The sequence below is a fragment of the Qipengyuania sp. NPDC077410 genome (assembly GCF_044543405.1).
Classification (GTDB): domain Bacteria; phylum Pseudomonadota; class Alphaproteobacteria; order Sphingomonadales; family Sphingomonadaceae; genus Qipengyuania; species Qipengyuania pacifica.
Genome location: NZ_JBITWB010000002.1, coordinates 538140 through 562636, shown reverse-complemented (window position 1 = coordinate 562636; position 24497 = coordinate 538140). Strand labels below are relative to the sequence as shown.

Sequence of the window (24497 nt, the reverse complement as noted above, 5' to 3'; positions counted from 1 at the left end):
GGACCATAGCAGGGTTCTGCGCGGAAGCTGCGCTTTCCGCACCGCTGGCAGCGCATACGGGCGTTCAAGCCATCCAGTGTATCACGTGCCCCGCGATCATGCAGAGCCATCCGTAGGGGCATAGGATCAATCTTAGCAGTATGTCCGCAGGGGCAGGACAGTTTCAGCCAGTAGCCCTGTCCTATGAGCGCCGTGAGGGTGTCTGTTTTGTGCCTGACCATGTGCGGAACATAGGTAGAACAGGCTAGTTAGAGCAATAGGACAACCCTGTGTAGAAGTCATGGAAAAGGGGTGGGAGTTTCCTCCGCCCCCTTTCCGATGAGAATTTAGTGTCAGTCAATCTTCCGCAGGTTTCCTACTTGCTACCTCGCTAGCAGCGTGTGCAAACAGGGCTATCGTCCTATCCAGTAGTTCTAGCAACTCGCCCTTGTGTCCATTTCGGATAGCTTGCAGCTTGTCCTTGCGAGCCTGAATTAGAATGTCCGCGTCAGAAATTGGTGTGCTTTCGATCTTCATGTTGTGCCCTCCCTTGTTGGCCATGTATTTAGGCAAGAAGGGTCAAAACAGGGGTCAAACGGGCCGATAACTAATCGTATGGAATTAACATACGCACAGAACGCCCTAGGGCTTACCGTTGATGGAAAATGGGGGCCTAAGACTGCTCAAGCCATCGCTACCGCAATCAAGACAGACAAGTCCTACTTGCGGGTCAAACTTTCCCCTAGCTTTGAACTTCGGGAATTGCTGGTCAGTGATACCGCTGCTCGTCGTGGCATTTCCAACCTGCCAGATGGTGCGCAGCTATTGGCGCTGGCTAGATTGTGCGAGAATGTCCTACAACCTGTGCGCAATCATTTTGCTGCGCCTGTCGTGGTTACGAGTGGCCTGCGCAGTCCAGCGTTGAACAAGGCACTTCGTGGGAGCAAGACTTCCCAACACTGCTATGGTGAGGCGGCTGACTTCACGGTTGCTGGTTTTCCAGACATTACCGTTGCCAAATGGATCGCGGCCAGTTTGCCATTCGATCAGTTGATTTTGGAATTCCCACCACAGGGATGGATTCATTGCAGCTTTGGTCCTCGCGCTCGTCGCCAAACCCTTACAGCAAAGAAGGGCCGCTTCGGCACCAAGTACCTACCGGGATTGCAGCCTTAGGGCTTAAACCAGTCAGGCGACTTGTAGAACTTGCCCATGATGTTGGCATTGTAGGATGCCCTACGACCGTCTGTGAGGGTGATACCTAGGACATTGTGCCTGCACTGCTCAAAGACTTCCGCATAGAGCATACCAGCTTTCTCAGGGCACCAGTGGAGGATTTCGCGCTTGAACTTGTCTTCTCCCAACCGCTTTACGTCTTCCTTCAATTCCTTGCAGCTAGACCAGTATTTTCGCCACGGGCCTTCCTTCTTGGTCTGCTTCTTACCCTTACCCTTGTAGGTATGGATTTGTTTCTGCCCGATGTAGATGCGCCCATCATCTAGGTTGGTAATTTTGTAGATGAAACCAAAGTAGTCATCTGGATTGACGCTGTTGTCGTATTCCCACTCGCTCATGTACCTAGTTATCAGCGGACATAAGTAGAAGGTTACGGTTGCAGCGTTGTAACATTCCTTATTAACTTACAGGTTGCTCACAGTTGCAGGAACGGGGAGGCTTACGCTTCCCCGTTCTTTTCACGATCCCTGCGCTGTTCCTCGCGGGCTTCATCCAAAGTAAGGATCACTGGAAACACCAACTTGGGTAGAGGCTCATGGCCATCCCTAGCGGCCTTCCTGTTGTAGTCGTAGCAAACACGGCAGCATGTCTTGGAAACGAAGGGTGGCGTTTCCCTGGCGCAGTAGTCACACCGCTTTGGCTTTTTAAGCACGGCCATACCCCGCATTGTCTGACTGGCGGTTAGAGCTAGGCATGATGCCAGCACTCTCGCGCAAATCATCCTTGGTGTTGGCTTGCTTCTTCTCCGCGTTCAGCACCTTCGTAAAAGCGTTCTGAACAGTCACCGTGTAATAGGCGAATGGATTGCTGCTTCTGCTCTCGTCAAACTTCAAAGCGCCATTACAGAGCGCCACAAGCCCTTCTGCCTGCATCTCATCATTGTAGGTGTATCCGCGCCAGTTTCCGCGTCGTCCATACCGCTTGACGAGCAGCATGAAGGCTTGCCCTAGGTTATTTGTCAGTTTGCCGTGGTCCTCACTAAACCATCCGTTCTGGATGCCGCCTTGCCAATGGCTCCTGCACACTTCCACGAATTCGCCATCCACCAGCTTGAAATGCTTGAAGGGTGGAAAGGGAAGGATGCGCTTCTTGTCCTTCGGCTTCGTCACTCCCTCCGGTAGATCGGGAATGTGGTCCCATGTCATTAAGCGGTACACTAGGTCCGCTGGGTCCACGGAATCGCCTTGGATTGCATCATAGTCCTTGCCGTGCCGCTTCTTGTGCTTCTTGATGTAGGCGCTGCGCAATGTGCGGCGGTGAGCATCTTGCTTTTCTTGTGCCCACTTTTCCATGTTCTCAGGTGTTACCTCATCGAAGCTGGAAATGATTACATCATAGTCCGCATCTTCGCGGTTGAGGTACGAGCAGTAGGTTACTTTGCTCTTGTGGATTTCGCGCAGGAGTTCTGCGTTCTGTAGGTAATTTGTCTTAGCTGCCAAGTTGTCCTCGGTTCTTCTGGTTGTTAACCAGTTTACTACGAGACAGGTGTGGCAGTCAGTATTCGCGGGTAGTTCGCCGCGCCGGTTTTTCTCGCCTACGGCAGATCATTCATAGCGCCAGAGGCGCGACCAAAGTGGAGGCCGAAAGGCCGACCGCAGGTGGAGCGAAAGCGACGGCGAAGCCATCCAGACGAACTACATTGGAAGAAATTTGTCCTTAGTGGATCGACCGCTTGAGTTTACGAAAGCGAGGCGAGGAACGCCAAGGACCGATTAATAGGATTGGAGTTTCTGGTGGACCAACAGGGGATAGGGCCTTTACCATACGTAGTATGGTAATGGTCTTACTCTATTGCTTCATCAGCAATTCCAGTTCTATTTTTTCGTTTAATAATAGAGAGCGAACAAAGATAGTGACATTCGAGCACATGATTCGCTAGAAGGGATAAATAGGTGGTTAGCAGAAAGATCGCGATGTCGGCCACCAATCCATGCATCGAATAGGATTACAGCGTAAGGGTTTCGACCCCTATGCGGACCCCGAGGACTGTGGTGGCCACTCGGGGTCCAATAGTTTCGAAAGGCCACCAAATGATACAACTTACTCCAAGGTTAGTCCGCTACCTACAAAGCTGGCACAAGACTTCAACGAGGCGCCAGAAAGCTAAAGGCAACGCGGTTGAACTGTCCTATACCCAATTCCTAAGCCTGTTCACAGATGGGCAGCTAATGGCCCTAGAATGGGCAGCTTACAAGGGAAGCCTAGGTGTACTCCAAAACGAAGAATCGAAAGACGCTCTCGTATTAACGTGGAGAAGCTACGATGCCGTCTGCTCTAAACTCTTCAACGTGAACACCGCTTTCATCTGCACCCGCGAAATGAGCGCACAGGTATGTCGGATGAAGGCTGGTGACAACCATACACAAACAGCAAAGAAGAAGATTGGTGCTGCTCAAAAGGGCAAACCAAAATCAGCCGCACACAAAGCAAAAATTAGCCAGTCCACGAAGGGCAAACCTAAGGCTGGTTGGTCCCCTGAACGGCGTGCTGCTCGATCTGCTTTGATTGCCGCCAAAAAGGCAAAGGGAGGGAAGTAAGATGGACTACAAAATCACATTCAGCGATCAACTAGATGCCGGAGACTTCGGATTTGCAATCGCCATCAAATACCCGCTCTTCTGGGAAGAACTACACGATTTCGCGGAGACGCATTTTCCATCGAACGACCCAGATTTTGAGATAGATGATCCAGCTGAGTTGGATGAAAACGATGCGAAGGTGTTTTGGGCGTTGCACGATGCAGCAGAGAATTATGTCGCTGTTCGCATTTCGCACCAATTGGATTGCATTCGCTGGTTAATCGAAGGCGAACATGAGTTCGAACTGTTTGGTGGGTCGGCCAACTTCGAAGAGGATACCCTGACGCTCTATGTAACCATACCATCCGCAAAGTCGGCGTCACTATTCAAACTAACTTGGGGAGGAAACTAACATGAGCAACAGAGCAGAAGACCTAATCAACTCACTTTTCGAAATGCCAAGCGATAAGCCTGCGCATTCCATTCCGGTCGAGAAGCCAAAGAACCGCCTAGAGTTCTACGACAACGGGCCGGAACCGGAAAAGGGCAAGACGCAGTTTGGCTTGGTGCTGGATAGGAACAAGAGCGCGGAACGCTGGAACTTCAATTCCCACCTTATCACGCTGGCAGACATTGGCGCGATGTACGAAGACCCGAACACGACCCTAGCGCAGCAAGACAACCTAGGGGCGATGTTCGCTTTCATCTACGACAACGGCTACCACGAAGATGCCAACGTCCACCTGATGCTGGCGAAAAAGAACGACGAGGCAGGTACCGGAAAGCACAACCTGCGATCCGGCAAGCGGGGCTTCGACAAGCTAGCTGGTGCGGTACTGGTGGACTACGTGAATGCGATGCCAACCGTGTACCTGTTCCTTAATGGGACGCGGTTCGATTTTCCGTCCCGAGATTGGGAATCGACCCCGCAATCTAGCAGCGATGTAAAGCGCGGGCAGGTCCGATTTTAATTGACGGGAACGACTTCCAAGGTATAGAAGGATCACTCGGGCCGAATCGCTTGCCCGTGTGGATCGGCATAACATCGTGCCTAACCAAGCCCGACCCGCTTTTGCGTTGTCGGGCTTCTACATGAGCAAGCGAATGACTGAAGCAAAAACCAAAACGAACACCCGTACCGAACACCTGTTCGTAGTCCCTAAACCAGCCGAGGATGATCCCGTAGTTTATTACGAGGATGACCATGGCGACGGTACCGTGGAAGTTTACGAGTACCGACTTTCCGAGTTTCCAGCGTCCTACGTGGATTGGGCAATCGCTGAAACCGGTAGCAAGGAAGCTGCCGCCGCATACATGTCTGAAAACTGGGACTCGCCTAGCAACGTCCCTAACGTCCTGAAACTCGCCCCGTGGCACAATGATCTTGTGATGGTTAACCGCGCTGGCGGTAAAACTGCAAAGGTGCCCCGTGTCATCGTCGCTGGTGAATTGCCTGACACGAACTTGTTTATCAATCAGGACAACAGCGTCTGGTGGATGATTAGCGAGGATGGCGAAGAGGAAAGCTGGCCCTATGTGACCTTCTGCTTCAAGCACTGCAAGGGCGATTTCATGTTGCGCTTGTTGGACAACTGCAAATCATACGAAACTAGCTACACCCTAGAAGTCATGCTCTTCCATGACGCAGACATTGCAGCTTTCGAACGGGAGTTCGACCATGGAAACTGAACTTCAAACCCTACGGATTGAGCAGCAAGATGAGCGGGATTTCCTCGTCACCATTGAGGATTGGGAATTGGATTATGATGGTGAACCTGCCCTGTTCCCGATTGGTCAAATCGGGCAGCTAGCCGAACTGCTCCGCAGAGTTAAAGAACGTCGTCGTGCAGATGGCCGCGATCTTATTCTGGAGAAGTCTGAATTAGGCGATTGGATGCGCAAACTACCGAAACGAACGAAGCTGATCCATACGAGGACAATGCGGGTATCTGGAACGGGTCACGTGCAAATGTGGCGAATTGGTTTCCGCCTTCGTTTCGTCGATCCTAGATACGCGACCTTGTTCAAACTTCGTTACTGTTAATCACATGGGGCTGGCCGAATGGTCGGCCCCAATACTCCAAACCGGCAAGATCGACACAATGCAGGGCCGTCCTGCTGCGGTCGGTATGGAGTTGATGAAAATGAGTACAACCTACGCGGTAAAGATGCGTCGCAGTAAGTTTATTGCCGAAGCCCATCGGTTTGGCTGGCAAGCAAACGCCCATGTAGAACCCATGAATGGACATTATTTTCCTCGCATGTACCTGCATGATGGGTCCGTAACCGGTTACGTATGGGACATTGAGGAAGAACGAGCACTGGATCGTGAATGGTGGACGCTCTTCACCCGTTATGCGGGGGCAGACGTGAGCGCACTGGTAGCCCAATTCGGAGCGATAGCCGAACATGATCCACGCTGGGAGGAAATCTTCTGCGACGAAGAGCAGTTGGCTTTGAGGGAAGTTCGCGACGGCGCTGCGTCGTTTTTCGAGTATTGGAGCGACTTTGGTGGACCACCCTGTGCAAAGGATTTGATGGCGGTGATAGACGACGAGTTTCAGCGAGCGAACGAACGCTGGAAGCACATTGACTGAGATTCGAAGGGCTAGCCGAAAGGCTGGCCCTTACTTTTTGGTGGTGCTTAGTTCGATGAGCCTATCCAGCTTGCCCTCGATTTTCTCCATCGTGCGTTCGAAGCGGGACATAAGCTCTGCATGGAGATTGGATTGTGATTCCAAAGTCTCAATGCGGCCCTTGTTCGCTTTTGCAATCTCCAACGCTTCCTGAGAATTTGCCTCAGTCCTCACTGCGCGAAAGTGCAAACGGAAGAACGCCCCAAAAAGGGCAAAGACTAAGGCTCCAAGCGCGATAGTAGCACTGACAGTCCATCCATCGTCTTGGACCTGCACGGGCGGCACAGGGGTCGCTACAGTGGTTGTGGAAGTGGTTTGTGATGCGATCCCGGTTGTCATTAAGTTACCTCGCCACGCTGGCTTGACGAGCGCGCTTTATCTTTCAGGCTAATGCCCAGTCCACCGGCTGCTAGGATAGCACCTGCTCCGGTTGCGAAACTGACCGGATCGAAATCCTGTCCTTTGTAGATGGAGTAACCTTGGTACCCGATAAGGGCGACTGCGAAGATGGCGGTAAGGACTCTGGCAAGTTCCCAATTGCTGTTGTCCGCAGTGGAGAAAAGGTCACGTATGAAATTCATACGCTTATTTACCTTTAGAGCGTAGCGGACACGTGAAAGAACTCGTCCGTGAACTCGTCCGTCCAACCAAGCGCCTGTTTGCAGCCAAGTGCGATAGGATCATTGCGGTCGATGCTGGTGGCGTACTCGTAAGCCTCAACCACTTCTTCTGGCTGTGTCGCCATGAACGCCTCAACCTCGGCCTTCTTGTCGAAGTGGCGCGGTCCCTTACGAAACTGCCAAGGGGTCAAGGGTTCGATGTATTCTTCAACGTCCGCTAGCTCTACGCCTTCCGTCACGTAGCCATCGACGCGAACAACGACGCGACTGGTGATTACCTTGCCCTCAGGAGCAATCTGAGGGGTGATACGGTAGATGCGATACTCTGCTGCTTCTGCGTCCGTCATTTGCTCAATCGTCGCTAGGCTGGCTTGCTGCTCACCCGATGAGTGCAGGAACATACCGGACCAAACACGGACGAAGCTGTCTGCCTGCTCTTCAAAAACTAGATACATGGTTCACCTCTTAGAACAGTGCCAGTAGGCCGTGATTTGGAGTTGGATTGCCACCACTGCTACCTTCGAAGTTGCCAATTGTTACTTCGTCATAGTGGCCTGAATACCATGTGGTGATACCGGCGTAGTTGCTTGGTGGGAGAGCGGACACATTGAAGTTATCAATTTCTACAACCTCACTACCATCTCCCCTAACTCTAATAGCGCGAGCTACATCACCGATAATTTCAAAGCGAAAGGAATCATCTGGTAACACGGTTGTACCAAGAGCATTCGCAGGACTGAACTCTTGATTGCTGCCATCGACGTAGCGCCTGAATTGAGGACCATTGTGGCTAAACAGAGCACACATGAGAAACGTCGCACCGCTAGACACATTGCTAGCGCGCAACGCTGAATAGGTATAAGTGTTGAGTAGCGTGAAGTTGGGTTTGATAATCAGGTAATGGTCGGAATAACCAGTATCTGCACCTAGTCCTGCACCGTTGTCTCTCTGGTACGAACTGGAAGTTCTAGCAGTACCGCTACCAGTCAAACGCATCTTGTCCGTGTGACCAGTTGAATTGGGCAGTGCCACCCAACCGGGTCTGTTGATTACCCAATCACCGGCAGCACCATCATTGAAGTTATCATGGAGTACGACAGCCATTATGCCACCCCGCCGCTTGCGGTTAGGAAGTCGTACTTTGCATCATCTGCGTTGTAGACGAGGACCACATAATCAAGCGCATTGGCATCCGTGCGAGCCGTGTACTCTGTCACCGTGCCGTTGAAGCGAACACTTGCTGGTAGGGTCAGTGTCCTGCCACCAGTTGCATCCTGTCTAACTGCGATGGAAATGGTCTGTAGGTGAGTACCGCCTGTCAGTGTCAGCGATGCATTACCCGTAAGGGTTAGCTGCGCCCTGTCCAGATTGTTCAAGTCCACTGTGAAGTTAGTGCCTGAGTAGGCAGCGTATCGTGGCGCGTGAGTGTGGTCGGCGTCTGCTTTACCATCCAGAGCCGTGGTGATGGCATTGAACTTATTGCGTACCGCTACAGCTAGCGCATCAATTTGGCTGACTAAACTCATTGGACATTACACCAATCCAGCGTTGAATGTCGCCACGAAGTCAGTTGCGGTGTTACCAACGTCCTCTGCCGAAGCTGCTCCGATGTTAGTGCGAGCGTTGGACTGTTGAGTACCAGTCAAACCCTGCGCCGCTGTATCTGTACGAACGCGATTGCCTAGAGCAGTGGTAATGGTTGAAGCGAAGTTCGCATCATCACCAAGGGCCGCTGCCAGTTCGTCCAAAGTGTCTAGCGCAGTAGGAGCGCCGTTTGTTACATCGTCAATTGCAGCTTGGATTTCGCTTGCGATCTTGCTGACCGACCAAGTTTGCGTGGTGCTTGTGGTTGAAGCGTCATTGATGGTTGCACCGCCTGAACTTGCTACGCTGTCCAGTTCTGACTTCAACTCATTGAGCGCAGCAACTAGGTTAGTCTTTGCCGTAGTGGTTAGCGCGGATAGGTCCGCAGCGTTGCCGTTGGTTAGGGTGCGAATGCTCTTGCACTCTGTAGCTACGCGAGTAGCAAGTGTTTGTAGATTGCTTGCTAGGGACATTATTCGTCCTCCTTATACCAAGTTGTTTTCGAATAAGATGGACAAGTCCTGCAAGTCCTGGTCTACCGCACTTGGTCCTGCTGGACCTTGCGGACCTTCTGGTCCCGGTGGTCCCATGATTGGCTCACCATTCGCGTAAACGCGCTGAGCCATCTTCACTACCTTAAAGGGTGCTTGTTCAATTCTGACAGCTTTAACCATTACTCGTACCTCGCTGGAAGTACGAAGCCTTCATCTAGAATGTGCTGCTCTCCCGATACAACGACACCAAAGGCAAAGGTGTACTCCAAGCCATCCTTGAGGAAGGCAAGTTCGCTGTTCATAATTGGACCGGATAGAACGCCAGTTTGCGGGTCATACGCTAGATCATCTAGCGTTTTATCTAACCTGCGCTTTGTGCCTTCGAATACACGAAAGAACGCTTGAGTTAGCGAGGCGCGAGCAATAGGAGCATCATTGTCTCCCGTTATCTCGTACTGGATTTCGTAATTCTCTGTATCGCCGGAAAGCCCTGCGCTGTAATGGAGATTGATAGTGTCGCCCATTAGCCACCCCTTTGCCTAGTTCGCAGTATTTAGTGGCTTGGGGCGGCGGGACTGCATCAGCGAGAATGAGACTAGAAGGTATCTCTCTTCCAACTAGAAAGAGCTGCTTCAATTCTCGCTCTGCCTTCCAACTGCAACTCAGCAGCTTGAATTCGATCTAGAATGGCTTTTTCAAGGATGGCTTCTGGATTGAAGTCGGGGTCGTCTAATTGACCTACAGGGAAGTTGACGCTTGTCGCATCAAAAACCATAAGACGACCTTCTGTGTCTTTGCTCACTTCTAGCGCCTCATCTAGCAGTGCAACGCTTACTGACACGCTCATGCTGGTTGCTGTCAGTGGTTGTTCACCGTTCGTGGGAGCCTTTGAAGATACTTCATCCAATGGCCTAACTCGCACACGCCAGGCGAATTTCTCAGATCGCCAGAGTTGATCTTTCCCGTCAGCTGCTTGGATGAATCCTTCGAACATACCGTATTTAGTATTGGACGAATTTGTTTTGGTAGGCGCCACCGCCACCGCCACCGCCACCGCCGCTGCCGCCGAAACCACCGTCTGTTTCCGTACCACCTGCTGCCGGTGTTGTGATCGTTCCAACATAAGCCCTTGCCGCCACCGACAAATCTATTGGGTCTTCTGTCGCATGGTAGGTCACTAAGCCGCCCTCTAAGTCAGGATCGTCACAATAGATGTAATAGAGCTTGCTGTAGCCGAGTCCTACGACTGAGCCGCTATTGTAGGTGATTGTCCTAGCACCTGTAAGCTCTGGAACTGTCCTGTTATGGGCAGCTACGTTAACAGAAGTGCTTGATCCTGCATCAACTGCCGACATAGCGACACTCGTTGTACTTTTGATGCCAACCTGTGCCGCAGTGAACATGGATGCTGCACCTAATAGCCGTCCGGTGTCGGAGATACGGACTACTCGGTTAATGACTTTGCCTTGGTTATCAGCGTTGACGACTGGTGAAGAAGGGGAGCCTAACCAAGTCAGGGTGTCAGTAGGCTGGACTGTGTAAACGTCTGATTCCGCATTGCCTCCTGCATTGGCATAGCAGGTAATTCCGGTGGCATCATTGGTAAGAATGCCATTTCCATTGTTCATTAGCTTCCCGCGAACCGTGCAATCACTACAGCCCGTAGTGAAGTAGATGCCTCGGAAGTTGTTGCTGGAAACAATGTCTAGATCGACGTTGGTACAACCGTACTGCGCACGAACACCATCGAACCCATTGTTGCGCATAACGCCTTTGACCGAGCCGTTAACAGCGCCGGTCAGAATAAGTCCGTGGAACCCATTGTCGTGAGAGTTGAGGTTGGAAACGATGAAATTGTCACAGGTATCTAAGTGCAATCCCGAAGCATCCACTCGGTAGCCCCCATTGCCGTACGAGTGGACCTCGCTGACTTGGAAATTGGAACACTGATAAAGGTAAATTCCTTCAATCGCTCCGCCCGTCACCTCTAAGTCACGAAGGGCAACTTGAGCCGCATGGATTTCTAGCGCGACACTGTGGTAAAGCGTGTCTGATTGAGACGCATCCAATGTCAGATTGCTTAACTCGTAGGACTTGCCAGTGAGCGCTGCGCGACCATCAAGTAGGCGGGTGTCGAATGCTGCATCGCTCTTCAACTTGATTTTCGATGTGAAGCGATCTGAACCGCGAATAATTGCCTTCGCGGGCAACGAAATTCCTGAGGTGTACAAGGTCTTGCCTGCTGGAATGAGCACATAACCGCCCATTCCGTTTGCATGTTCAATCGCAGCAAGCAGGGCGGCGGTATCGTCCACCGTTGGAGCATACTTCGCACCAAAGGACGATGGTGAGACTTCTAATCCTGATTTTGAAGCCATTGGTCCGAAGGTCATGGAATCAATCGCCGAGTTGAGACTTCTAATGGAAGCACAGAAATACAAGGACTCACCAGTGCTCGCAGAGTGGGTAAGATACTCTGTTCCATTCACGCAATAGGATACGAGGTTGCCGTCATAGCGAACAGCCAGAATGTCGCCAGCCTGTGGCGTAACAGGCAGTGGATTGATGTAAATGCCATTCCTGTAGACTTGATAATTCTGCGAGCTGCTATCAGCGTAGAGGGCGTAATCAATAGCGGTGAAGTTGTTCGTTGTACTCGTGTTCCTGTTCGTGGAAAGTCCGACCATAAGCATCGAGTTTGCCTGAACCAACTTAGCTGATGCATACGCACCACCATTGAATGCCTCTTGTGAGTAGACGCCAGCGTTCCAGTTGGTTCCACCACCCGTTTTTGTAGCCTTGCTGCCTTCTAACGTAACATTGGTTGTGGTTAGAAATTTTACTGCTGGAGCGCCCTCGGCTCCCCTATCAGCGACAATACTCCAATAAGTGTTGTTTGTAGCCGTGGTAGGCGGACTGTGGTTGATGTTTCCGTTCGTTCTCGAAATGAAGGATCGACCTAAATGTGTCACACCATCATTTAAGGAGTACGTAGTCGTCGCGTTCCAAGCACCATTCCACTTGATGCGAGCAAGCGAAGCAATCTTGTTCAGTAGGTCCTGTCTCGCGCTGGTGTAATCAGTCAGCTTGGAAAGGAACGTGGTGCGATTAACCGGAGTGGCAACGCTGTAATTGGTGTAAGCTGGCGACAGACCATTTAGGTAGCTTGTCAGAGCAGTGTAGGCATTCTGGAAAGCTGTCTTTTCCGTGGTAATGGAAAACTGGTCTGCCTGTGCCTCGATGCCAGGTTTCTCTGCCGCATACTCGGCAATTTCAGCCACGATGCGCTTCTTCTCGCTTGAGTCCAAAATACCATCGCTCACGAATGTGTTGAAGGCGTCGTAGGCTAGCGCAGCGTCGCTTGCCGCCGCGTTCGCAGTATCAAGCGCAGCGTCGGCAGCGTCTTTTGCGGCTGTGAGGTCGCCAGCAAGCTCATTGATGAGCGGAGAGGCGTCTGAGTCTGCATGGACACCCCAGCACTTATCAAACCCGTATTTGACCCTCCACAGGGGCGCCTGTGCTGCCTCTTGCTTCCACTGTAAAAGCACTGGGAAGGCTGAGCGATCGGACTTGAGGGCAACAGGGGTCTTGGTGGACTGGTAGAACTTGCCACACTGCCACACACCATTTGCGTCTGCGAATGCGTAGCCACCAGCTTCCTTGAACAAGCCAAAAAAGACCTCAAGGAAGTCGCTTTCCTCGGTGATGTAGAGGTTCGTCTGGACGCTATCAAAGGCGCTGAAATCGCCAATGTCACCGACCGGAACGCTGGCGTCTAGAAGGACTGCTTCTGCAATGTCTGACAGCGCGTTTCCGCTGGCCATTACAACGTCTGCAGACACCTTGGGAGTAGGAGTGCCGCCGAAGCGGAACATGCCTTCAGCAAGGCAAGTCGCATACTCGCCGGGATTCAGCGTCATGTTGCAAAGCGCAGTGTAGGTCGCAACGTTGCCCTTGTTCTGGGATGCCAGCAAAGGCGCACCAAACTCATAGGGCGTGATGCTCTGGACTGCCCCGTATCCGTGGACCTGATAGACGAGGTACACAGGGTCAATCTCGACAGGCTCAACGGAGCGAGGCGAACCATAGCAGCGAGGCTTGGCCTGTCCCTTCAACGAGGACGGGCCTTCCCGGCCACCAGTACCAGCGTACTCAAGTGTCAGGATTGAACTGGTAAGGTCTGCTTCCGGGCCTAAGAGGCTGAACTTGGCTTCAATACCAACGCGATCAAGCGAGCTGACTTTGCCCTGAAAGAACTTGCGGTAGGCAGAGAATGGCTTTCCCTTCTCACCAACCCAAATTTGGCAGAATGCACCGTTCCATTTGTAGTTCGTCCATGCGCTGTTCCCAAAGTCTCTGGAAATTACATAACCAACCTCACCACGGCTGATTTCCATGTCGCCAAGGATGCCATCTTTGGAGAATGAAACGGACGTTTTGGGCAGTTGGTTGATACATGGAAGCCAGCTTTGCCCGTTCGCCTCTAGGGCAACAAGGTCAGCATCTAGGCTCGCTAGGCGCAGTGTAACGGGAGTAGAGCCGTTAAGGGGGCTTACTTCAACGAGGATGTTAAGAGGTGTTGCCATACCGCTTATTTAAGCGTTGGCTTACACCTCCCTGATGTAGAGATTTACCTTGTAGGCGTCGCCCGTAATCAGGCCCGCGTTAGTTGGACCTTGTAGCCTTCCAAACACCGATTCCTGATTGTGCGAGTTGTTCAAGGTGTCTGGAATGAACAGAACTGCCTTACCTAAAGCACCCTTAATAAAGTTGCGCCATTTGGTGTTGTAGTCAGTTGCCTTGACGTAACCTACGCTGAACTTCCAAGAGTCCTTCGCGTCAAAAGGATCGCTAATCTGGATACCACGATAATCGCTAATGCGGCTGGTATCTTCGATGTTGAAGTCAGCACCAACGTCTACATCATCACCTTCTAACCTCTTGCCAATGACGAGACGCTTGGCCTGAACATGTGGGTTCGGGTTGCCGCTTAGGGTAAAGTCCAAGCGAATAAAGCGGTGTGTCTTTGCGCTAGCAGGAATGTGATAGACGAGGTTGTAATCGCTGTTCGCTGTACCAGTGACGTTGAATGTCTGATCGTAAGCTGGTGACGCTGTGAGGTTGGCTTGGCTTGTAGCGGAACGAATGCGTACCGCATCGGCAGCAAACAGGTTTGCTCCTACCAGTCCAATGAAATCCCAGCTTAGCGAACTGTCCAACCGCACCTCAATGAACGCCCCTGTCGTTCCAGTGCTTTTCCAAACCATGTTGGGATAATCAACGTTCAGGTTACTTGCTGGTGCAGTAGCCGCGCTCTGTGAGGCAAGGACCGTCAAGTTGTAAGGGTGGACGAGTATCAATGCCATTAGCCAAGCACCTTTCCAGTTGTTAGACCTGTTTCAAGGTCGGCTTCGTAGGACAGGAGCAAGCAGGACCGGCCATCTGTGTGAAACTCGGCAATCTCAGGAATGTAACGCGGGATGCCTCCCACTAAGTCATCCAACTCAATTAGCCCTTCAATTACTACTTCGTAGATGCGAGCATTGGCGTTCTGTGCGAGGATGGTTGCAGCAAGGCTGTTCGCCGTTGCTTCATTCACGTTCGCCTGAATCTCCACAGACCTTGCGGACTTGTCAGCACCGAGGATTGCCGCGTTCTTTGCGGTTATGTAGCGGTACTCATGCTTGATGAACGCTGCTCTTTCTGGATCAATGGTCATTATGAATTCTTCCTTGTTCGAGAGCGCTTACGTAACGGGGTAGTCAGGGCATCTTCTATCGTGTAGCCTTGGTTCATTCTGTTGAGGAATTGATGGGGTGTAAGGTGGCTACCAGTAACTAATTGCTCGGCAGTCCATTCCTGCCCCTTCCAAGTAAAATACTTTCTAGCCCTTTGTTGGCCCATCTTTCTGGCGCGTCTACTCATTTGACGCCTTCGTTCGTCATCGCCTGCCCACGATGCCTTTACTGCGGCTGAAAGTTTTTCTCTTAATTCGGTAGATTCGTAGGCTCTCTTTAATGCCTTGGAGTGATTAGCCCGCTGTTCGTCCGTCATAGGTGCCGGGCCACCGGTTGTGAGGTTCACAAAATTGGATAGGCGATGAACTTTGTTCTCTCTCAAGAGCGTCTTTTCCGCTTCTCGCGCTTCGGCCTCAGATGAGTAGATGCCAATGATGTCTCTAACCGGTGGAGGCCCATACTCTTGCGCAATCTCATGAACCCTGTAGCTGCTAGAAAAGTATCGCGTCCAAAGGTCGTCTGGGTGACAACCCTTTCCAAAGCGAACACCAATGTAAAACTGGTTTAAGTCAGGCCACCCTAAAAGATAAACGAACGGGCAAGACTCGTTGCGAATACCAGCACGGTTAGAATAGATGAGTTTCTTGGCCATGTTGGTATTTACCCCTTAGTGCTGAACCACACGCCCATTGATTGAGCGCAATCCACCACCGCCGCCACCGACGATGCCCTGTCCGTTACGCATCAACTCTTCCATACGGGATAGAATGTCGTTGGTGTTTCCAATCGCCCCTAGGGTAGCGTTGGTGCCATCCATAATTGCGTTGGTTGTAGGATCGTTCTCGAAGCGGTTTTCGATGTTCTCGATTGCGCCTTCCGTTGCACCACGTAGCTGGTCCAAGATGTTCTGGTACTCAACGGAGTTGGTGCCGTAGATTGAAGCGTTGTCGAGAATGCTACCAATGAGGTTGCTGTACTCGCCTTGGTCAATCGACTTACCAGCCGCAATGTCCGTCTGGTACTTGGCGAATTCCGCCATGTCGCGTGTCAGCAATGCGAGTGGACTTGCGCCGCCAGCTTCGCCGTTCAGTTCCTTGAGAATGTCACGCAGGGTGGACGTTTCCTGCTTCATCAACTCCTGCATCTTGAGGCTTCTGTATTCCTCAAGGTCGGCCCATTCTGCTGCGCTAGCACCTGCTTCCGTGAACAGCTTCTTTAGCTCTTTGAACTCGTCATTGACGCCGCTAATTGCTGCCTGCACAGGGTCTTTGAGCGCAGCTAGTTCCTTGAACACACCTTCAAAGCGCAATGCCTTCTCAAGCTGCAATTCAATGTCGCCACCAGCCTTTAGCAGTCGGTTGGTTGAAGCACGGATGCCAGTAATCGCGCCACGTTGGATTGCCACGCTTAGAGCGTAGCGAACGGCTTCTTCCTGTCCGTCCTTACCAAAGTCGGTAACATCGCTATACTTGCCCTTCATCTTGCCTGTGCGGCCTGATGTAGAAACGCGCCACTTGTCCTTGTAGGTACCAATCGACAGTGCGCCAAAGCTGCCAACCCCACCGCCTAGTGTGTCTGCAATACGAGCAAGCGTATCGGTGATGGAGTTGCCGCTTTCTACGGCAGCATCAATGTTACCCTGTCCGCGTCCACGCGCTGTAACACCATTCGATGTAACAACCGCCGTGCCGTACTTGGTCTTCTTGAACAAGCCGCCGATGATGCCGCCTAGGGTCGAACCAACCAGCGAACCGATTGGGCCGAAGATGTTACCTAGTGCGCCACCTACCTGTGCGCCTGTGTTGCTGAACTTGCCCCAAATGGCCTTGCCCACGCCAGCAACCATGCTGCCCATCTGAGCACCAGCGCCTAGCGTTCCCATAACGCTTCCGATACCCTTCATGAAGTCGCCGCCCTTGCCGAAGATTTGCCCTAAGCTGCCCTTGAAGCCCTTAAAGCTGTCCGACATGCCTTGGAGTGGCTTCGTCCACGTTTCGCCCTTGAAGAGCTTTTCTAGGGAGCCTGAGACGCCATCTTGGAAGCCTTTGCCCAAGTTGTTCAGCGTTCCGTCCATGTTGCGGCCAAACAGGTCCATGATGCCACCCAGCGGCCCCATTCCTGCAAAGCTGTCACCACGGGCTGCGTCTACGAGGCTGTAGATCAAGTCACCTAGGCCGGAGATTGCCTTGCCCCACTTGCCGCCGATTAGTTCACCTAGTTCGACAATGCGGTCTGCGAACTCTTCCTTCATACGCAAGCCGCCTTCCTTGGCAGCGTCGTCAATTCCCCTCAGAATGTCGTCGTAAACGTCTTGGGTAATCTCGCCCCTGTCGAGAGCCACGCGAGCAGCTTCACGATCATCTTGGAAGCCGATAGCCTCCTGTGCCAATCGGTAGCTGGCGCTGTACCTGTCAGCGAGATCTACGGCGCGGTCCAACTGCTCGTTAATGCGCTCGTTGGTAGCTAGGCGTTCCTCGTCCACACGAAGCTGCCTTTCGGCTGCTAAGTAGGCTTCATCGGTAATGTCCACGCCTTCTGCCAAGGCGTCGTTGCGGAATTCTAGAACCCGGCGCTCAACGTCTAGCTGGTCCTCGCGCATTCCAGCGACGCGCTTCTGAGTTAGCTCTTCCTCGATGCCAGCTTGGCGGTTGGCCTCGATGCTAGCTTCCTTGGCGCTGGTTAGAAACTCATTGGTGCGGATCAATTGCAGCGCGGAGTTGACGCGTTCTTGCTCAGTGGTGAGCAGATCACGGCCTAGGATTTTCTGTAGCTCTTGCTGCTTCTTGAGGTTTTCAGCTTCAATAGGAAGGAGCGCAGCAACGGCAGCTTGGTCCTCAAGCGTCTTCCAAAATTCCTGTTCCAGCTTCAGCTTTTCAGCAGCCGCGTCCTTCGCGCTTCGTCCACCTCCTGGACTGCTACCTGACGGCTTGTCGTTGAATACCCCGTCATAATCTAAGTTGCTGTCACCCCCACCGAGATAGCCATCCCAACGAGCTTGGTTTGCTTCCTGATTCTGGAAGATAGCACTTGCGCCCTTCCACATGGCGGAAGCCGCTTTGCCTGTTTTCGAGAACGAGAGGTCAACTTCACCCCACTTGGAGAAGTCACCCTGCAAGCTAGCTGCGAACGCCTGCCCGGCGCTTACGAACATGCCTTTGATCTCATTGAGGGCAGTTGCGAAAACGGCTGGTAATTGGTCAGCGATGAATTCCGCTGCGCTCAAGATACCCATAAGGGCCTGTCCTGCACTCTGCCCAGCAAAGTTGAAGCTAGGTAGCAACCAGCCAAAAAGCTTCTGGAAGGCACTTCGGATTAGGCCAACCACCATTCCAGCGGCCTGTGCAATGAACCCGAAAATCGTTCCAATGATTTTACCTTGGACAGCGAAGATTTCGCCGACAATCGAGAAAGCTCTACCCAAATCTTGAACTAAGGTTGTCGCACCTTCGGCACCGCCAAACTGGACGGTAAACACTTGTGCGATACCTTTACCCAATTCCCACACGTACCGAATGATGCCGCCAATTAGGTCCGCGATACCGCTTAGGAAAGGAGTAAAAGTTTCAACGCCTGCTGTTATCGTTTGAACAACGTCTTTTACGAGTTGACCTAGCTGCCCGTCACCGATGTTGGCGAACATCTGGAAGATGGTGTCTTCCAAGTTCGAAAACGCACCTGAAATCGTAGTCATCTGCGCGGCCATCGCAGAAGCGAAGTCAGTTTGACCGATGCTTATCAGGTACTGCTCAATTTCTTTCGCGTTTTTTCCAACTGTGGTAGTAACGCCACGGAATGTGAACGATACCTTGTTGCCTTCGGTACGAGCCTTGATACCGAAATCTAGAAGTCTTTCGAATTGGAAGGTGGTAGCGTCTGCTACTGCCTCGATCATCTGCTTCATGGACTTACCAAGAGCGGCAGAAGTGTTACCGTAGCTAGTAAGAATGGACTCACTTGTCGAAAGTCCCATCGCTCTCAGTTTGGTGAAACCCTCCACCGATTGATCTAGCGAAAATGGGGTCTTTGCAGCAAAGTCAACTAACCCGCGATACGCACTGTCGGCAGCTTCTACGCTACCGACCATGGTTTTTAGGTTAGCCTTCCAAACCTCTACCTTAGCAGCCGCTTGGACTGCCTGTGTTGCTACGATTGCGAAAGCTGCACCAACGGCGGCAACGACAGCCGCCTGTGGACCCATGCTAACGAGGCTTGAAACCAAATTGCCGATTACTGGAACGGTGGAAGCTGCACGGCCCTGAATACCGCCCAAGATGCCTTCCATCGCCCTGCCGTGCTTTGACGCACCGCCCATTGACTTGCCTAGTCGATCTAGCGACCCAGCGGCATTGTCATTAGCGCCTCGCATCGAGGACGAGCGCTTGGTAATTGAGTCAAGTGCCGAGTTGACTTGTCGGGCACCTGTTTGGGCACCCGACGCATCAATACGGATTCTAATTGTTTTGACAGCTTCCGACATGGGCACCTCATAAATCTGTGCCCGTATTTACCCCGATGACTACTTGGCCTTGTTGCGCTTCTCGCTGCGCTCTCGGAATACTTTTAGCTGTCTGTTGTCTAGCTGGCGCATACAGTGGGTGAATACATAACGCTCATACCCCCAGATGGCCCATTCGTTACAGAACTCTTGGATTTTGCTATTAGGTATTGGTCCTAGGGACATACCCAAGGGACGCTCTGTGATTATCTCACTAAACGCCCACCAGTAGAATTCATTGTACTCTGTTGGTGCTTCCTCCATCTTTTCGATGGCGTAGGATACCCCCGCGTCGGCTTGGTCCTGTAACGTCTCCAAGTCTTCGCGGAGGGTCCAATCAAGTACCTTTAGGAGTTTCCCAAAGTTTCTTCCTTGTCCACTACAGGGTCAACGCCTTGGTCTGCTGCCTTGTCGTTGTACCAGCGAACGTCGCTTGCGTACTGTAGGAGGGCTGGCCATGCGAATGACTTTACCTGTGGAAGATCAAAATAGGCTTCTGCCGCTTCCTTGCTGTAAGGTACGTCCTTGCCACCTGCCTTGACGTTCTTCCAATCTAGAAGGACGCAGGAGAGAAACACTTCCATTGCAACCTTGTCTTGATCCAGTTTGCCTAGGCGAATGTCCTTTGCGTACTTGGCTTTCAGCTTGGTACGTAGGCGCTTAATCTCTGGATTGTCACCATCAAGGAAGGCTAGCTTAAACTCGCCCCACATCTGCTCGTGTTCGTCTTCTACTGCAAACCAGACACCTTCACGTGCCTGCTCTTCGTCAAAACGGGTTGGAATGTCGAAATTGAATTTGGCCATTGGAATCTCCCATACTATGTTTGGCCAAGTATTTAGCCTTCAGACGGGAAAGGCCCGCTGCCGTAGCAACGAGCCTCCCCTAGACCGCGGGTTGGGAGAGCGGTGCGGTCTAGATTAGAGTTTGGTGATTACGAGGTTGGTACCTGCGGTAGCGTCGTAACCAGCCGAGAAGTTGATTTCCACGAATGCCGAACCCTCTGATAGAGTATCCTTTGGAATGTCGCCGTAAGAGGCTGGCATTTCGAAGCGGTAGCCAGTGCCAACGCCACCAATCGAGAACGAAGCTGCCTGTGCAAGTCCGGTGATTGCAGTGTCAACGTCGAAGCTCTCGCGGTACGCCTTGACTGTTAGGATCGTCTCACGGGTACCAGCAACTCCATAAGCCAAGCTGCTATTGCTGCCGAGTGTAAAGCGGCGTTGCTTGTCTAGCTTGGTTGAGAAGGTTAGTTCAGCGACCTGTAGGGTCTGGCCAGCTACCGTAATGGTGTTGACTTCCGAACCAATGAACTCGTTGAGTCCAGTTGCGTTGGTTACGGTTAGAGCATTGTTAGTTGCAGAACGCGTCTGCTTGCTGCCAATAATGTCGAAGCTAATGGAAACTTCGTCATTACCCTTAGCGGAGATGTTGAAGCCAGTTACAGCGCAACCAGCATTGACCTTGTACATGTCGTTCGCAAACTTGGTAATCAGCGAGAATGTCTGGTCAACTTCACCTGCCTTAAGGACGTTCGTTGCAAAGGTGTTGCAGAGAGCGTTTTCTAGCAGAAGGTCCATGAATGCGTGCTTCACGAAACGAGTGCTCATTGAGCCTTCAACCATCTCTGCTCCACGACGCTGACCGTTGCTTGAACGGTTGGGGCGCTTGGTTTGGCTTGCGATAACTGAGGCGGAAGCTGCTAGCGGTTCTTGGTCCGCAGCAACAGGTAGTTCATAACGGGTTGCGCCAGTTGTAGGCGTCTCCCCGAAAATAGTTTCCTTCACAATCGAGTGTGAAAGATCGGATGCATTAACGAGTGCCATGCGGTTCTCCTGTATCTATAGACTAGGGGAGCCGCGCTGGCTCCGCCTGTATTTAGTCTGTGGTCTGGTTAGGCTTCGCGCTTGGACTCGTAGTAGAATACCGCGTTAAGCTGGTGGCACTCCTTCGTGCCTTGACCCTTGGTTGCATCATGCTTGTAGATGCGCAGGGCTTTGTCCTCACTGCGCCAATCCGCCATTGCAGCGATCATAGCGTCTCGGATTTCTTCCCCTGTGGCTGTTCCAGTGCCCTTAGGAATGAACACTTCAAAGTGAGCAGTGCCTAGGTTCTTGAACAGTTTGGTGTTGCCTTGCGTGACGCGCTTTGAAGCGCCGGGGCTAATGGACCAACGAACCCAAGGCTTGCTTTCATCCACTTCCTGCGTAGGGCCGTTCTCGGTGAGAATCTGGTCCTCTGGAATTGACTTCTCACCTTCATCATAGGTGAGCGCAGTGTCCCAAAACTTTGCATTGAGCGTATCAACGTCGATGTAGATTTTCATTGTAACTCCTTACAGGCGGGTCGCCGCCTCGATTGCGTTCTCGACCCATCCCTTGGGGGCCTGTTTGGAGCGGCCATCTGCTAGAGCAGCCGCGTATTCCTTGTCGTTCTCGATTGCGCCATCTTCATAGGCTTTGTTTGGTGTCTCGACTGTCCAAGCACCACGGAACGCACCTGTATCTACAGGGCTTCCAGCAACTAGGTTGGTGTGCGCGTCCAGCGTTACCTTGCTGGTTACATCTAGGACTGTCTCATCCACTAAGTCTTGGATTGAGCCATCGGTTAGGTCGCTAAAGTCAATCTTCATTAGCTCACCTCCGCAAAGTAGACGATTGGCTTACCAACTGGCTTGACAGTCGTTACCTTCCCAATCGTCCAAGTGCTGTCGCCCATTGTTAGCTTGCCGCCTTCAACGGGTAGCTTGTTCAGGACTGCCTGTGTCTGCTTTAGCAAACGGCCATCCTCGTCTGTGATTTCGATTGGACGAACCACCGCAAGGCAAGTGGTGTCTGTGCTGTCCTCGTCCTCCATGCGGTTAGTCCGCTTGTTGAAGGTGCGATTGTTCGTAGTCAGCGTGGCGCGAGTGCCGAAGTCCTTGAGCAGCGAAGCCGCTAGCAGGGCCATGTCGTCATAAAACGCCATTAGCGCACCAACTTGCCGAAGCTAACGCTAGGGGTCTGTGTGGCCCTGCACAGGGGCGCCAAGAGCCTTGTTACGCCGGGGTAAGGATCATGCTCACCCTCTGCGAATTCCTTTGCGCTCTTACCAACACCAGTTAGCTCACTGCTCTCCTTGGTGGTGAGACGTTCAGCGCGTGTGGATGGGTCGCCATTGACGAGGAAGTCAAAGGCAATCTTGAAGTGGCAAACATCATACTTGATTTGCTCTGCGGCTGTGAATTCCGCCTTCAAGTCATAGCGTTCAGCTAGGTAGTCAGAGGCAAGGAGCAACTTGGCTTGCAGCACGGAATCTGCTTCCAAACCCCAGTCCTCTAGGTTGCGTTCTGCCGCGTAGGTTTTTGATGCTGCTAGGTCCATGTTCGCCCCGTTCTAGTTTCCGGTATTTACCTCAGACGAAAAAGGCCGCCCCTTGCGGAGCGGCCCCATTCTGTGTGTCGCCTATTAAGCGCCGGTGTTGAAGTTGATGAAGCGGAAGCCAAACTGTGCTTCTGGAGCAACCAGTTCCCAGCTTGCGGCTGCTTCAAGAGCAGTCTTAACCGCTGCCTGCGAGGTAGGAATTCCACCTTCGTAGGACATACCAACTGGCTGAGCGACGCGGCTGAAACGAGTGTGCAGAATGTCTGCGCCACCGCCGTTACCGCCGTTAGCCTTACGCTCTACTTCGAAAGCCTGCTGCGCAGTACCTTCGCCGTATGCAAGTGCGCCGGTACGTGCCAGTACAACCTGATCGTCGGTTAGAGTGTTGGTCTTGATGAGCGTGTAGCCCTGTGCGTTAGCGAAACGAGTGTTCGACTCCGAAGGAGCAACGAAACCGTTCTGTGCGCCCTGCATCTTGGCATAACGGCCATGCGAAACGAGCATGATGTTGAACAGGTTCGACCACTCTTCTGCGGTTGCAGCGGCGTCGTAAATTGCCTGCCAGTCATAGTCGCCTTCTACGTCATGGGTGATGACAGCGTTAGCTTCTAGAGCAGCGCGAACACCGATGAGCGAGGAACCAACTAGACCCTTGGTAACAGCGTTCTGGTAACCAGCTAGACCAGCGCGAATGTCGCCGTCCTTGGCATAGCCAGTGACGATCTGCGTTAGGTCAGTGGTACCGAATGCGTAGTTGAGGTCGAGGCGCATAGCGTTGAAGCTAGCACCTTCCATGCCGCCAACGTCGCCTTCGTCGTTGATGTCGTCATTGGTGACGTTGAAAACGTCTGCTGAAAGTGGCTTCACGTAGTCCAGCGAAACCTTGCGAGGACCGCCATTTGCGAGTGCCTGCACTTCTGCGGTTGTAGCTGCAAGGCCCGAACCAACTAGTTCGTTGGTTTCGTTGCGGATGCGGTCAACTGCGACCTGCATCTTGCGTTCGGAACCTGCCATGCTAGCAATAGTAGCATTGGTAATAGTCATAAAGTTTTCTCCAACTTTGCGTAGTTGATTCGGCTCGCAAGTTGGAGCCGGTCAGGTAGCTGTTCCTGACCGGCTATTTATGCCTGTGGTTATTGGGTTAGACTTTGAGGCTAGGTTCGCCAATTGCATCGCAAAGCGCGTTACGTTCTGCATCTGGTAGGCTATCCAAGTAATCCCACTCTGCTTGAGTCTCGGGACGCTTGCTTAGCTTCTGCATCGTAACTGTTTTGGTGCTGTCGTTGGCATTCCCGCCAGTGTTCTCACTCGCCTTGCGGTAGTTCGCTCCCTCGTCACTAGCTAGGTGAGTTTTGATGTAGTCTGCGATTGGATTGCCTTCGATGTTGCCTTGTCCATCTTCGTACTTGGTCATCATCTTGTAGTAGGAAGAAAGAACTGGCTTCATGTGAGGCAGTACATTGCCTTCATCCAATGCCTTGCTAATTTCATTGTCGATGCGGATTGTACGCAACTCGGTATCTAGGGTAGCGTTCTTGTCCTGCTCCGCTTTGAGTTGCTTTTCCCACTTTTCAGTAAGGCGCTTTTCCAGCGCAGCAATGTCACCAGCGGCGCGCTCTGCTTCCTCGCGTTCTTGCTCGCGGGCAGTGCGTTCTTCGTCTAGGTCATTGGCTAGTTTGAACTTCTCACCTAGCGCGTCCTTCTTAGCCTTTTCGGCTTTCGCTAGTTTCTCGTTCAAGGCGTCAATCTGCGCCTGTAGATCGGTGTTGTCTTTTTCTTCGCTCATCCCGGTTCTCCATCGAATTGGGAAGTGGCACCATCGCCGTGTTGCCAT

General features: G+C 52.2%; 31 protein-coding genes. 7 read left to right on the top strand and 24 right to left on the bottom strand.

Features of this window, described 5'->3' with window-relative positions; translation table 11 throughout:
• Nucleotides 1-336 precede the first annotated feature (336 nt).
• Nucleotides 337-516: a hypothetical protein gene (locus tag ACIGGE_RS10750; protein ID WP_397490339.1), complete on the bottom strand. Its 180-nt coding sequence runs from the start codon at nucleotides 514-516 to the stop codon at nucleotides 337-339.
• Nucleotides 517-594: 78 nt separating this feature from the next.
• On the opposite strand from ACIGGE_RS10750, the gene ACIGGE_RS10745 reads away from it, so the two are divergent.
• Nucleotides 595-1155: a D-Ala-D-Ala carboxypeptidase family metallohydrolase gene (locus tag ACIGGE_RS10745; protein WP_397490338.1), complete on the top strand. Its 561-nt coding sequence runs from the start codon at nucleotides 595-597 to the stop codon at nucleotides 1153-1155.
• Here ACIGGE_RS10745 and ACIGGE_RS10740 read toward each other — a convergent pair.
• A complete protein-coding gene (locus tag ACIGGE_RS10740) occupies nucleotides 1152-1553 on the bottom strand; it encodes a hypothetical protein (protein WP_397490337.1) in 402 nt (133 codons plus the stop codon). The two genes, ACIGGE_RS10745 and ACIGGE_RS10740, sit on opposite strands and share 4 nt — an antisense overlap.
• A 306-nt stretch (nucleotides 1554-1859) precedes the next feature.
• On the bottom strand, nucleotides 1860-2654 hold the full coding sequence (locus ACIGGE_RS10735) for a hypothetical protein (RefSeq protein WP_397490336.1): 795 nt from the start codon (nucleotides 2652-2654) through the stop codon (nucleotides 1860-1862).
• Between the two features lie 591 nt (nucleotides 2655-3245).
• Between ACIGGE_RS10735 and ACIGGE_RS10730 the strand changes: the two genes are divergently transcribed.
• The 6 genes from ACIGGE_RS10730 (at nucleotide 3246) to ACIGGE_RS10705 (ending at nucleotide 6331) form a co-directional block, all read left to right on the top strand.
• On the top strand, nucleotides 3246-3752 hold the full coding sequence (locus ACIGGE_RS10730) for a hypothetical protein (RefSeq protein WP_397490335.1): 507 nt from the start codon (nucleotides 3246-3248) through the stop codon (nucleotides 3750-3752).
• A gap of 1 nt (nucleotide 3753) precedes the next feature.
• On the top strand, nucleotides 3754-4146 hold the full coding sequence (locus tag ACIGGE_RS10725) for a hypothetical protein (protein WP_397490334.1): 393 nt from the start codon (nucleotides 3754-3756) through the stop codon (nucleotides 4144-4146).
• A 1-nt stretch (nucleotide 4147) separates the two neighbouring features.
• Nucleotides 4148-4705: a hypothetical protein gene (locus tag ACIGGE_RS10720; protein WP_397490333.1), complete on the top strand. Its 558-nt coding sequence runs from the start codon at nucleotides 4148-4150 to the stop codon at nucleotides 4703-4705.
• 133 nt (nucleotides 4706-4838) lie between these two features.
• Nucleotides 4839-5423, top strand: coding sequence for a hypothetical protein (locus ACIGGE_RS10715; protein WP_397490332.1), 585 nt, complete (start codon nucleotides 4839-4841; stop codon nucleotides 5421-5423).
• Nucleotides 5413-5778, top strand: coding sequence for a hypothetical protein (locus tag ACIGGE_RS10710; RefSeq protein ID WP_397490331.1), 366 nt, complete (start codon nucleotides 5413-5415; stop codon nucleotides 5776-5778). Before ACIGGE_RS10715 ends, ACIGGE_RS10710 begins: the two co-directional genes overlap by 11 nt.
• 4 nt (nucleotides 5779-5782) lie before the next feature.
• Nucleotides 5783-6331, top strand: a complete 549-nt coding sequence (locus tag ACIGGE_RS10705) for a hypothetical protein (protein ID WP_397490330.1) — start codon at nucleotides 5783-5785, stop codon at nucleotides 6329-6331.
• Between the two features lie 30 nt (nucleotides 6332-6361).
• Here the strand turns inward: ACIGGE_RS10705 and ACIGGE_RS10700 are convergent, their stop codons facing one another.
• The 21 genes from ACIGGE_RS10700 to ACIGGE_RS10600 form a co-directional block, all read right to left on the bottom strand.
• A complete protein-coding gene (locus tag ACIGGE_RS10700; RefSeq protein WP_397490329.1) occupies nucleotides 6362-6709 on the bottom strand; it encodes a hypothetical protein in 348 nt (115 codons plus the stop codon).
• The gene (locus tag ACIGGE_RS10695) at nucleotides 6709-6951 is read right to left on the bottom strand and encodes a hypothetical protein (protein ID WP_397490328.1); all 243 of its coding nucleotides are present in this window, start codon (nucleotides 6949-6951) and stop codon (nucleotides 6709-6711) included. The genes ACIGGE_RS10700 and ACIGGE_RS10695 overlap by 1 nt, the downstream gene beginning before the upstream one ends.
• A 14-nt stretch (nucleotides 6952-6965) precedes the next feature.
• A complete protein-coding gene (locus ACIGGE_RS10690; RefSeq protein WP_397490327.1) occupies nucleotides 6966-7445 on the bottom strand; it encodes a hypothetical protein in 480 nt (159 codons plus the stop codon).
• A gap of 10 nt (nucleotides 7446-7455) precedes the next feature.
• Nucleotides 7456-8094, bottom strand: a complete 639-nt coding sequence (locus ACIGGE_RS10685) for a hypothetical protein (RefSeq protein ID WP_397490325.1) — start codon at nucleotides 8092-8094, stop codon at nucleotides 7456-7458.
• Nucleotides 8094-8516: a hypothetical protein gene (locus ACIGGE_RS10680; RefSeq protein ID WP_397490324.1), complete on the bottom strand. Its 423-nt coding sequence runs from the start codon at nucleotides 8514-8516 to the stop codon at nucleotides 8094-8096. Before ACIGGE_RS10680 ends, ACIGGE_RS10685 begins: the two co-directional genes overlap by 1 nt.
• 6 nt (nucleotides 8517-8522) lie before the next feature.
• The gene (locus ACIGGE_RS10675) at nucleotides 8523-9047 is read right to left on the bottom strand and encodes a hypothetical protein (protein ID WP_397490323.1); all 525 of its coding nucleotides are present in this window, start codon (nucleotides 9045-9047) and stop codon (nucleotides 8523-8525) included.
• 200 nt (nucleotides 9048-9247) lie between these two features.
• The gene (locus ACIGGE_RS10670) at nucleotides 9248-9592 is read right to left on the bottom strand and encodes a hypothetical protein (RefSeq protein ID WP_397490322.1); all 345 of its coding nucleotides are present in this window, start codon (nucleotides 9590-9592) and stop codon (nucleotides 9248-9250) included.
• A gap of 71 nt (nucleotides 9593-9663) precedes the next feature.
• Nucleotides 9664-10143 carry a hypothetical protein gene (locus tag ACIGGE_RS10665; RefSeq protein ID WP_397490321.1) on the bottom strand — a complete coding sequence of 160 codons (480 nt, stop codon included), beginning with the start codon at nucleotides 10141-10143 and terminating at the stop codon, nucleotides 9664-9666.
• Entirely contained in the window at nucleotides 10070-13654 is a 3585-nt protein-coding gene (locus tag ACIGGE_RS10660) for a right-handed parallel beta-helix repeat-containing protein (RefSeq protein WP_397490320.1), read from the bottom strand. The genes ACIGGE_RS10665 and ACIGGE_RS10660 overlap by 74 nt, the downstream gene beginning before the upstream one ends.
• Nucleotides 13655-13675: 21 nt before the next feature.
• Nucleotides 13676-14434 (bottom strand): hypothetical protein, encoded by a 759-nt coding sequence (locus ACIGGE_RS10655; protein ID WP_397490319.1) that lies wholly within the window; start codon nucleotides 14432-14434, stop codon nucleotides 13676-13678.
• Nucleotides 14434-14787, bottom strand: a complete 354-nt coding sequence (locus ACIGGE_RS10650) for a hypothetical protein (protein WP_397490318.1) — start codon at nucleotides 14785-14787, stop codon at nucleotides 14434-14436. The genes ACIGGE_RS10655 and ACIGGE_RS10650 overlap by 1 nt, the downstream gene beginning before the upstream one ends.
• Entirely contained in the window at nucleotides 14787-15458 is a 672-nt protein-coding gene (locus ACIGGE_RS10645) for a hypothetical protein (protein ID WP_397490317.1), read from the bottom strand. The genes ACIGGE_RS10650 and ACIGGE_RS10645 overlap by 1 nt, the downstream gene beginning before the upstream one ends.
• 15 nt (nucleotides 15459-15473) lie before the next feature.
• Nucleotides 15474-19283, bottom strand: coding sequence for a hypothetical protein (locus ACIGGE_RS10640; protein WP_397490316.1), 3810 nt, complete (start codon nucleotides 19281-19283; stop codon nucleotides 15474-15476).
• A gap of 365 nt (nucleotides 19284-19648) precedes the next feature.
• Complete coding sequence (locus ACIGGE_RS10635) at nucleotides 19649-20107, bottom strand: hypothetical protein (protein ID WP_397490315.1); 459 nt, start codon at nucleotides 20105-20107, stop codon at nucleotides 19649-19651.
• Nucleotides 20108-20221: 114 nt separating this feature from the next.
• Nucleotides 20222-21127, bottom strand: a complete 906-nt coding sequence (locus ACIGGE_RS10630) for a phage tail tube protein (RefSeq protein ID WP_397490314.1) — start codon at nucleotides 21125-21127, stop codon at nucleotides 20222-20224.
• A 68-nt stretch (nucleotides 21128-21195) separates the two neighbouring features.
• Complete coding sequence (locus ACIGGE_RS10625) at nucleotides 21196-21627, bottom strand: hypothetical protein (protein WP_397490313.1); 432 nt, start codon at nucleotides 21625-21627, stop codon at nucleotides 21196-21198.
• A 9-nt stretch (nucleotides 21628-21636) separates the two neighbouring features.
• On the bottom strand, nucleotides 21637-21933 hold the full coding sequence (locus ACIGGE_RS10620) for a hypothetical protein (RefSeq protein WP_397490312.1): 297 nt from the start codon (nucleotides 21931-21933) through the stop codon (nucleotides 21637-21639).
• Complete coding sequence (locus ACIGGE_RS10615; protein WP_397490311.1) at nucleotides 21933-22250, bottom strand: hypothetical protein; 318 nt, start codon at nucleotides 22248-22250, stop codon at nucleotides 21933-21935. Before ACIGGE_RS10615 ends, ACIGGE_RS10620 begins: the two co-directional genes overlap by 1 nt.
• A 17-nt stretch (nucleotides 22251-22267) precedes the next feature.
• The gene (locus tag ACIGGE_RS10610; RefSeq protein WP_397490310.1) at nucleotides 22268-22663 is read right to left on the bottom strand and encodes a hypothetical protein; all 396 of its coding nucleotides are present in this window, start codon (nucleotides 22661-22663) and stop codon (nucleotides 22268-22270) included.
• An 84-nt stretch (nucleotides 22664-22747) separates the two neighbouring features.
• A complete protein-coding gene (locus ACIGGE_RS10605) occupies nucleotides 22748-23707 on the bottom strand; it encodes a hypothetical protein (RefSeq protein ID WP_397490309.1) in 960 nt (319 codons plus the stop codon).
• A 97-nt stretch (nucleotides 23708-23804) separates the two neighbouring features.
• Complete coding sequence (locus ACIGGE_RS10600; protein ID WP_397490308.1) at nucleotides 23805-24449, bottom strand: hypothetical protein; 645 nt, start codon at nucleotides 24447-24449, stop codon at nucleotides 23805-23807.
• Nucleotides 24450-24497 lie beyond the last annotated feature (48 nt).

Excerpts from the sequence above, each read along its gene's own strand:
- ACIGGE_RS10750 (WP_397490339.1), bottom strand. The coding sequence starts at position 516 with ATGAAGATCGAAAGCACACCAATTTCTGACGCGGACATTCTAATTCAG.
- ACIGGE_RS10745 (WP_397490338.1), top strand. The coding sequence starts at position 595 with ATGGAATTAACATACGCACAGAACGCCCTAGGGCTTACCGTTGATGGA.
- ACIGGE_RS10740 (WP_397490337.1), bottom strand. The coding sequence starts at position 1,553 with ATGAGCGAGTGGGAATACGACAACAGCGTCAATCCAGATGACTACTTT.
- ACIGGE_RS10730 (WP_397490335.1), top strand. The coding sequence starts at position 3,246 with ATGATACAACTTACTCCAAGGTTAGTCCGCTACCTACAAAGCTGGCAC.
- ACIGGE_RS10725 (WP_397490334.1), top strand. The coding sequence starts at position 3,754 with ATGGACTACAAAATCACATTCAGCGATCAACTAGATGCCGGAGACTTC.
- ACIGGE_RS10720 (WP_397490333.1), top strand. The coding sequence starts at position 4,148 with ATGAGCAACAGAGCAGAAGACCTAATCAACTCACTTTTCGAAATGCCA.
- ACIGGE_RS10715 (WP_397490332.1), top strand. The coding sequence starts at position 4,839 with ATGACTGAAGCAAAAACCAAAACGAACACCCGTACCGAACACCTGTTC.
- ACIGGE_RS10710 (WP_397490331.1), top strand. The coding sequence starts at position 5,413 with ATGGAAACTGAACTTCAAACCCTACGGATTGAGCAGCAAGATGAGCGG.
- ACIGGE_RS10705 (WP_397490330.1), top strand. The coding sequence starts at position 5,783 with ATGGGGCTGGCCGAATGGTCGGCCCCAATACTCCAAACCGGCAAGATC.
- ACIGGE_RS10700 (WP_397490329.1), bottom strand. The coding sequence starts at position 6,709 with ATGACAACCGGGATCGCATCACAAACCACTTCCACAACCACTGTAGCG.
- ACIGGE_RS10695 (WP_397490328.1), bottom strand. The coding sequence starts at position 6,951 with ATGAATTTCATACGTGACCTTTTCTCCACTGCGGACAACAGCAATTGG.
- ACIGGE_RS10690 (WP_397490327.1), bottom strand. The coding sequence starts at position 7,445 with ATGTATCTAGTTTTTGAAGAGCAGGCAGACAGCTTCGTCCGTGTTTGG.
- ACIGGE_RS10685 (WP_397490325.1), bottom strand. The coding sequence starts at position 8,094 with ATGGCTGTCGTACTCCATGATAACTTCAATGATGGTGCTGCCGGTGAT.
- ACIGGE_RS10680 (WP_397490324.1), bottom strand. The coding sequence starts at position 8,516 with ATGAGTTTAGTCAGCCAAATTGATGCGCTAGCTGTAGCGGTACGCAAT.
- ACIGGE_RS10675 (WP_397490323.1), bottom strand. The coding sequence starts at position 9,047 with ATGTCCCTAGCAAGCAATCTACAAACACTTGCTACTCGCGTAGCTACA.
- ACIGGE_RS10670 (WP_397490322.1), bottom strand. The coding sequence starts at position 9,592 with ATGGGCGACACTATCAATCTCCATTACAGCGCAGGGCTTTCCGGCGAT.
- ACIGGE_RS10660 (WP_397490320.1), bottom strand. The coding sequence starts at position 13,654 with ATGGCAACACCTCTTAACATCCTCGTTGAAGTAAGCCCCCTTAACGGC.
- ACIGGE_RS10655 (WP_397490319.1), bottom strand. The coding sequence starts at position 14,434 with ATGGCATTGATACTCGTCCACCCTTACAACTTGACGGTCCTTGCCTCA.
- ACIGGE_RS10650 (WP_397490318.1), bottom strand. The coding sequence starts at position 14,787 with ATGACCATTGATCCAGAAAGAGCAGCGTTCATCAAGCATGAGTACCGC.
- ACIGGE_RS10645 (WP_397490317.1), bottom strand. The coding sequence starts at position 15,458 with ATGGCCAAGAAACTCATCTATTCTAACCGTGCTGGTATTCGCAACGAG.
- ACIGGE_RS10640 (WP_397490316.1), bottom strand. The coding sequence starts at position 19,283 with ATGTCGGAAGCTGTCAAAACAATTAGAATCCGTATTGATGCGTCGGGT.
- ACIGGE_RS10635 (WP_397490315.1), bottom strand. The coding sequence starts at position 20,107 with ATGGCCAAATTCAATTTCGACATTCCAACCCGTTTTGACGAAGAGCAG.
- ACIGGE_RS10630 (WP_397490314.1), bottom strand. The coding sequence starts at position 21,127 with ATGGCACTCGTTAATGCATCCGATCTTTCACACTCGATTGTGAAGGAA.
- ACIGGE_RS10625 (WP_397490313.1), bottom strand. The coding sequence starts at position 21,627 with ATGAAAATCTACATCGACGTTGATACGCTCAATGCAAAGTTTTGGGAC.
- ACIGGE_RS10620 (WP_397490312.1), bottom strand. The coding sequence starts at position 21,933 with ATGAAGATTGACTTTAGCGACCTAACCGATGGCTCAATCCAAGACTTA.
- ACIGGE_RS10615 (WP_397490311.1), bottom strand. The coding sequence starts at position 22,250 with ATGGCCCTGCTAGCGGCTTCGCTGCTCAAGGACTTCGGCACTCGCGCC.
- ACIGGE_RS10610 (WP_397490310.1), bottom strand. The coding sequence starts at position 22,663 with ATGGACCTAGCAGCATCAAAAACCTACGCGGCAGAACGCAACCTAGAG.
- ACIGGE_RS10605 (WP_397490309.1), bottom strand. The coding sequence starts at position 23,707 with ATGACTATTACCAATGCTACTATTGCTAGCATGGCAGGTTCCGAACGC.
- ACIGGE_RS10600 (WP_397490308.1), bottom strand. The coding sequence starts at position 24,449 with ATGAGCGAAGAAAAAGACAACACCGATCTACAGGCGCAGATTGACGCC.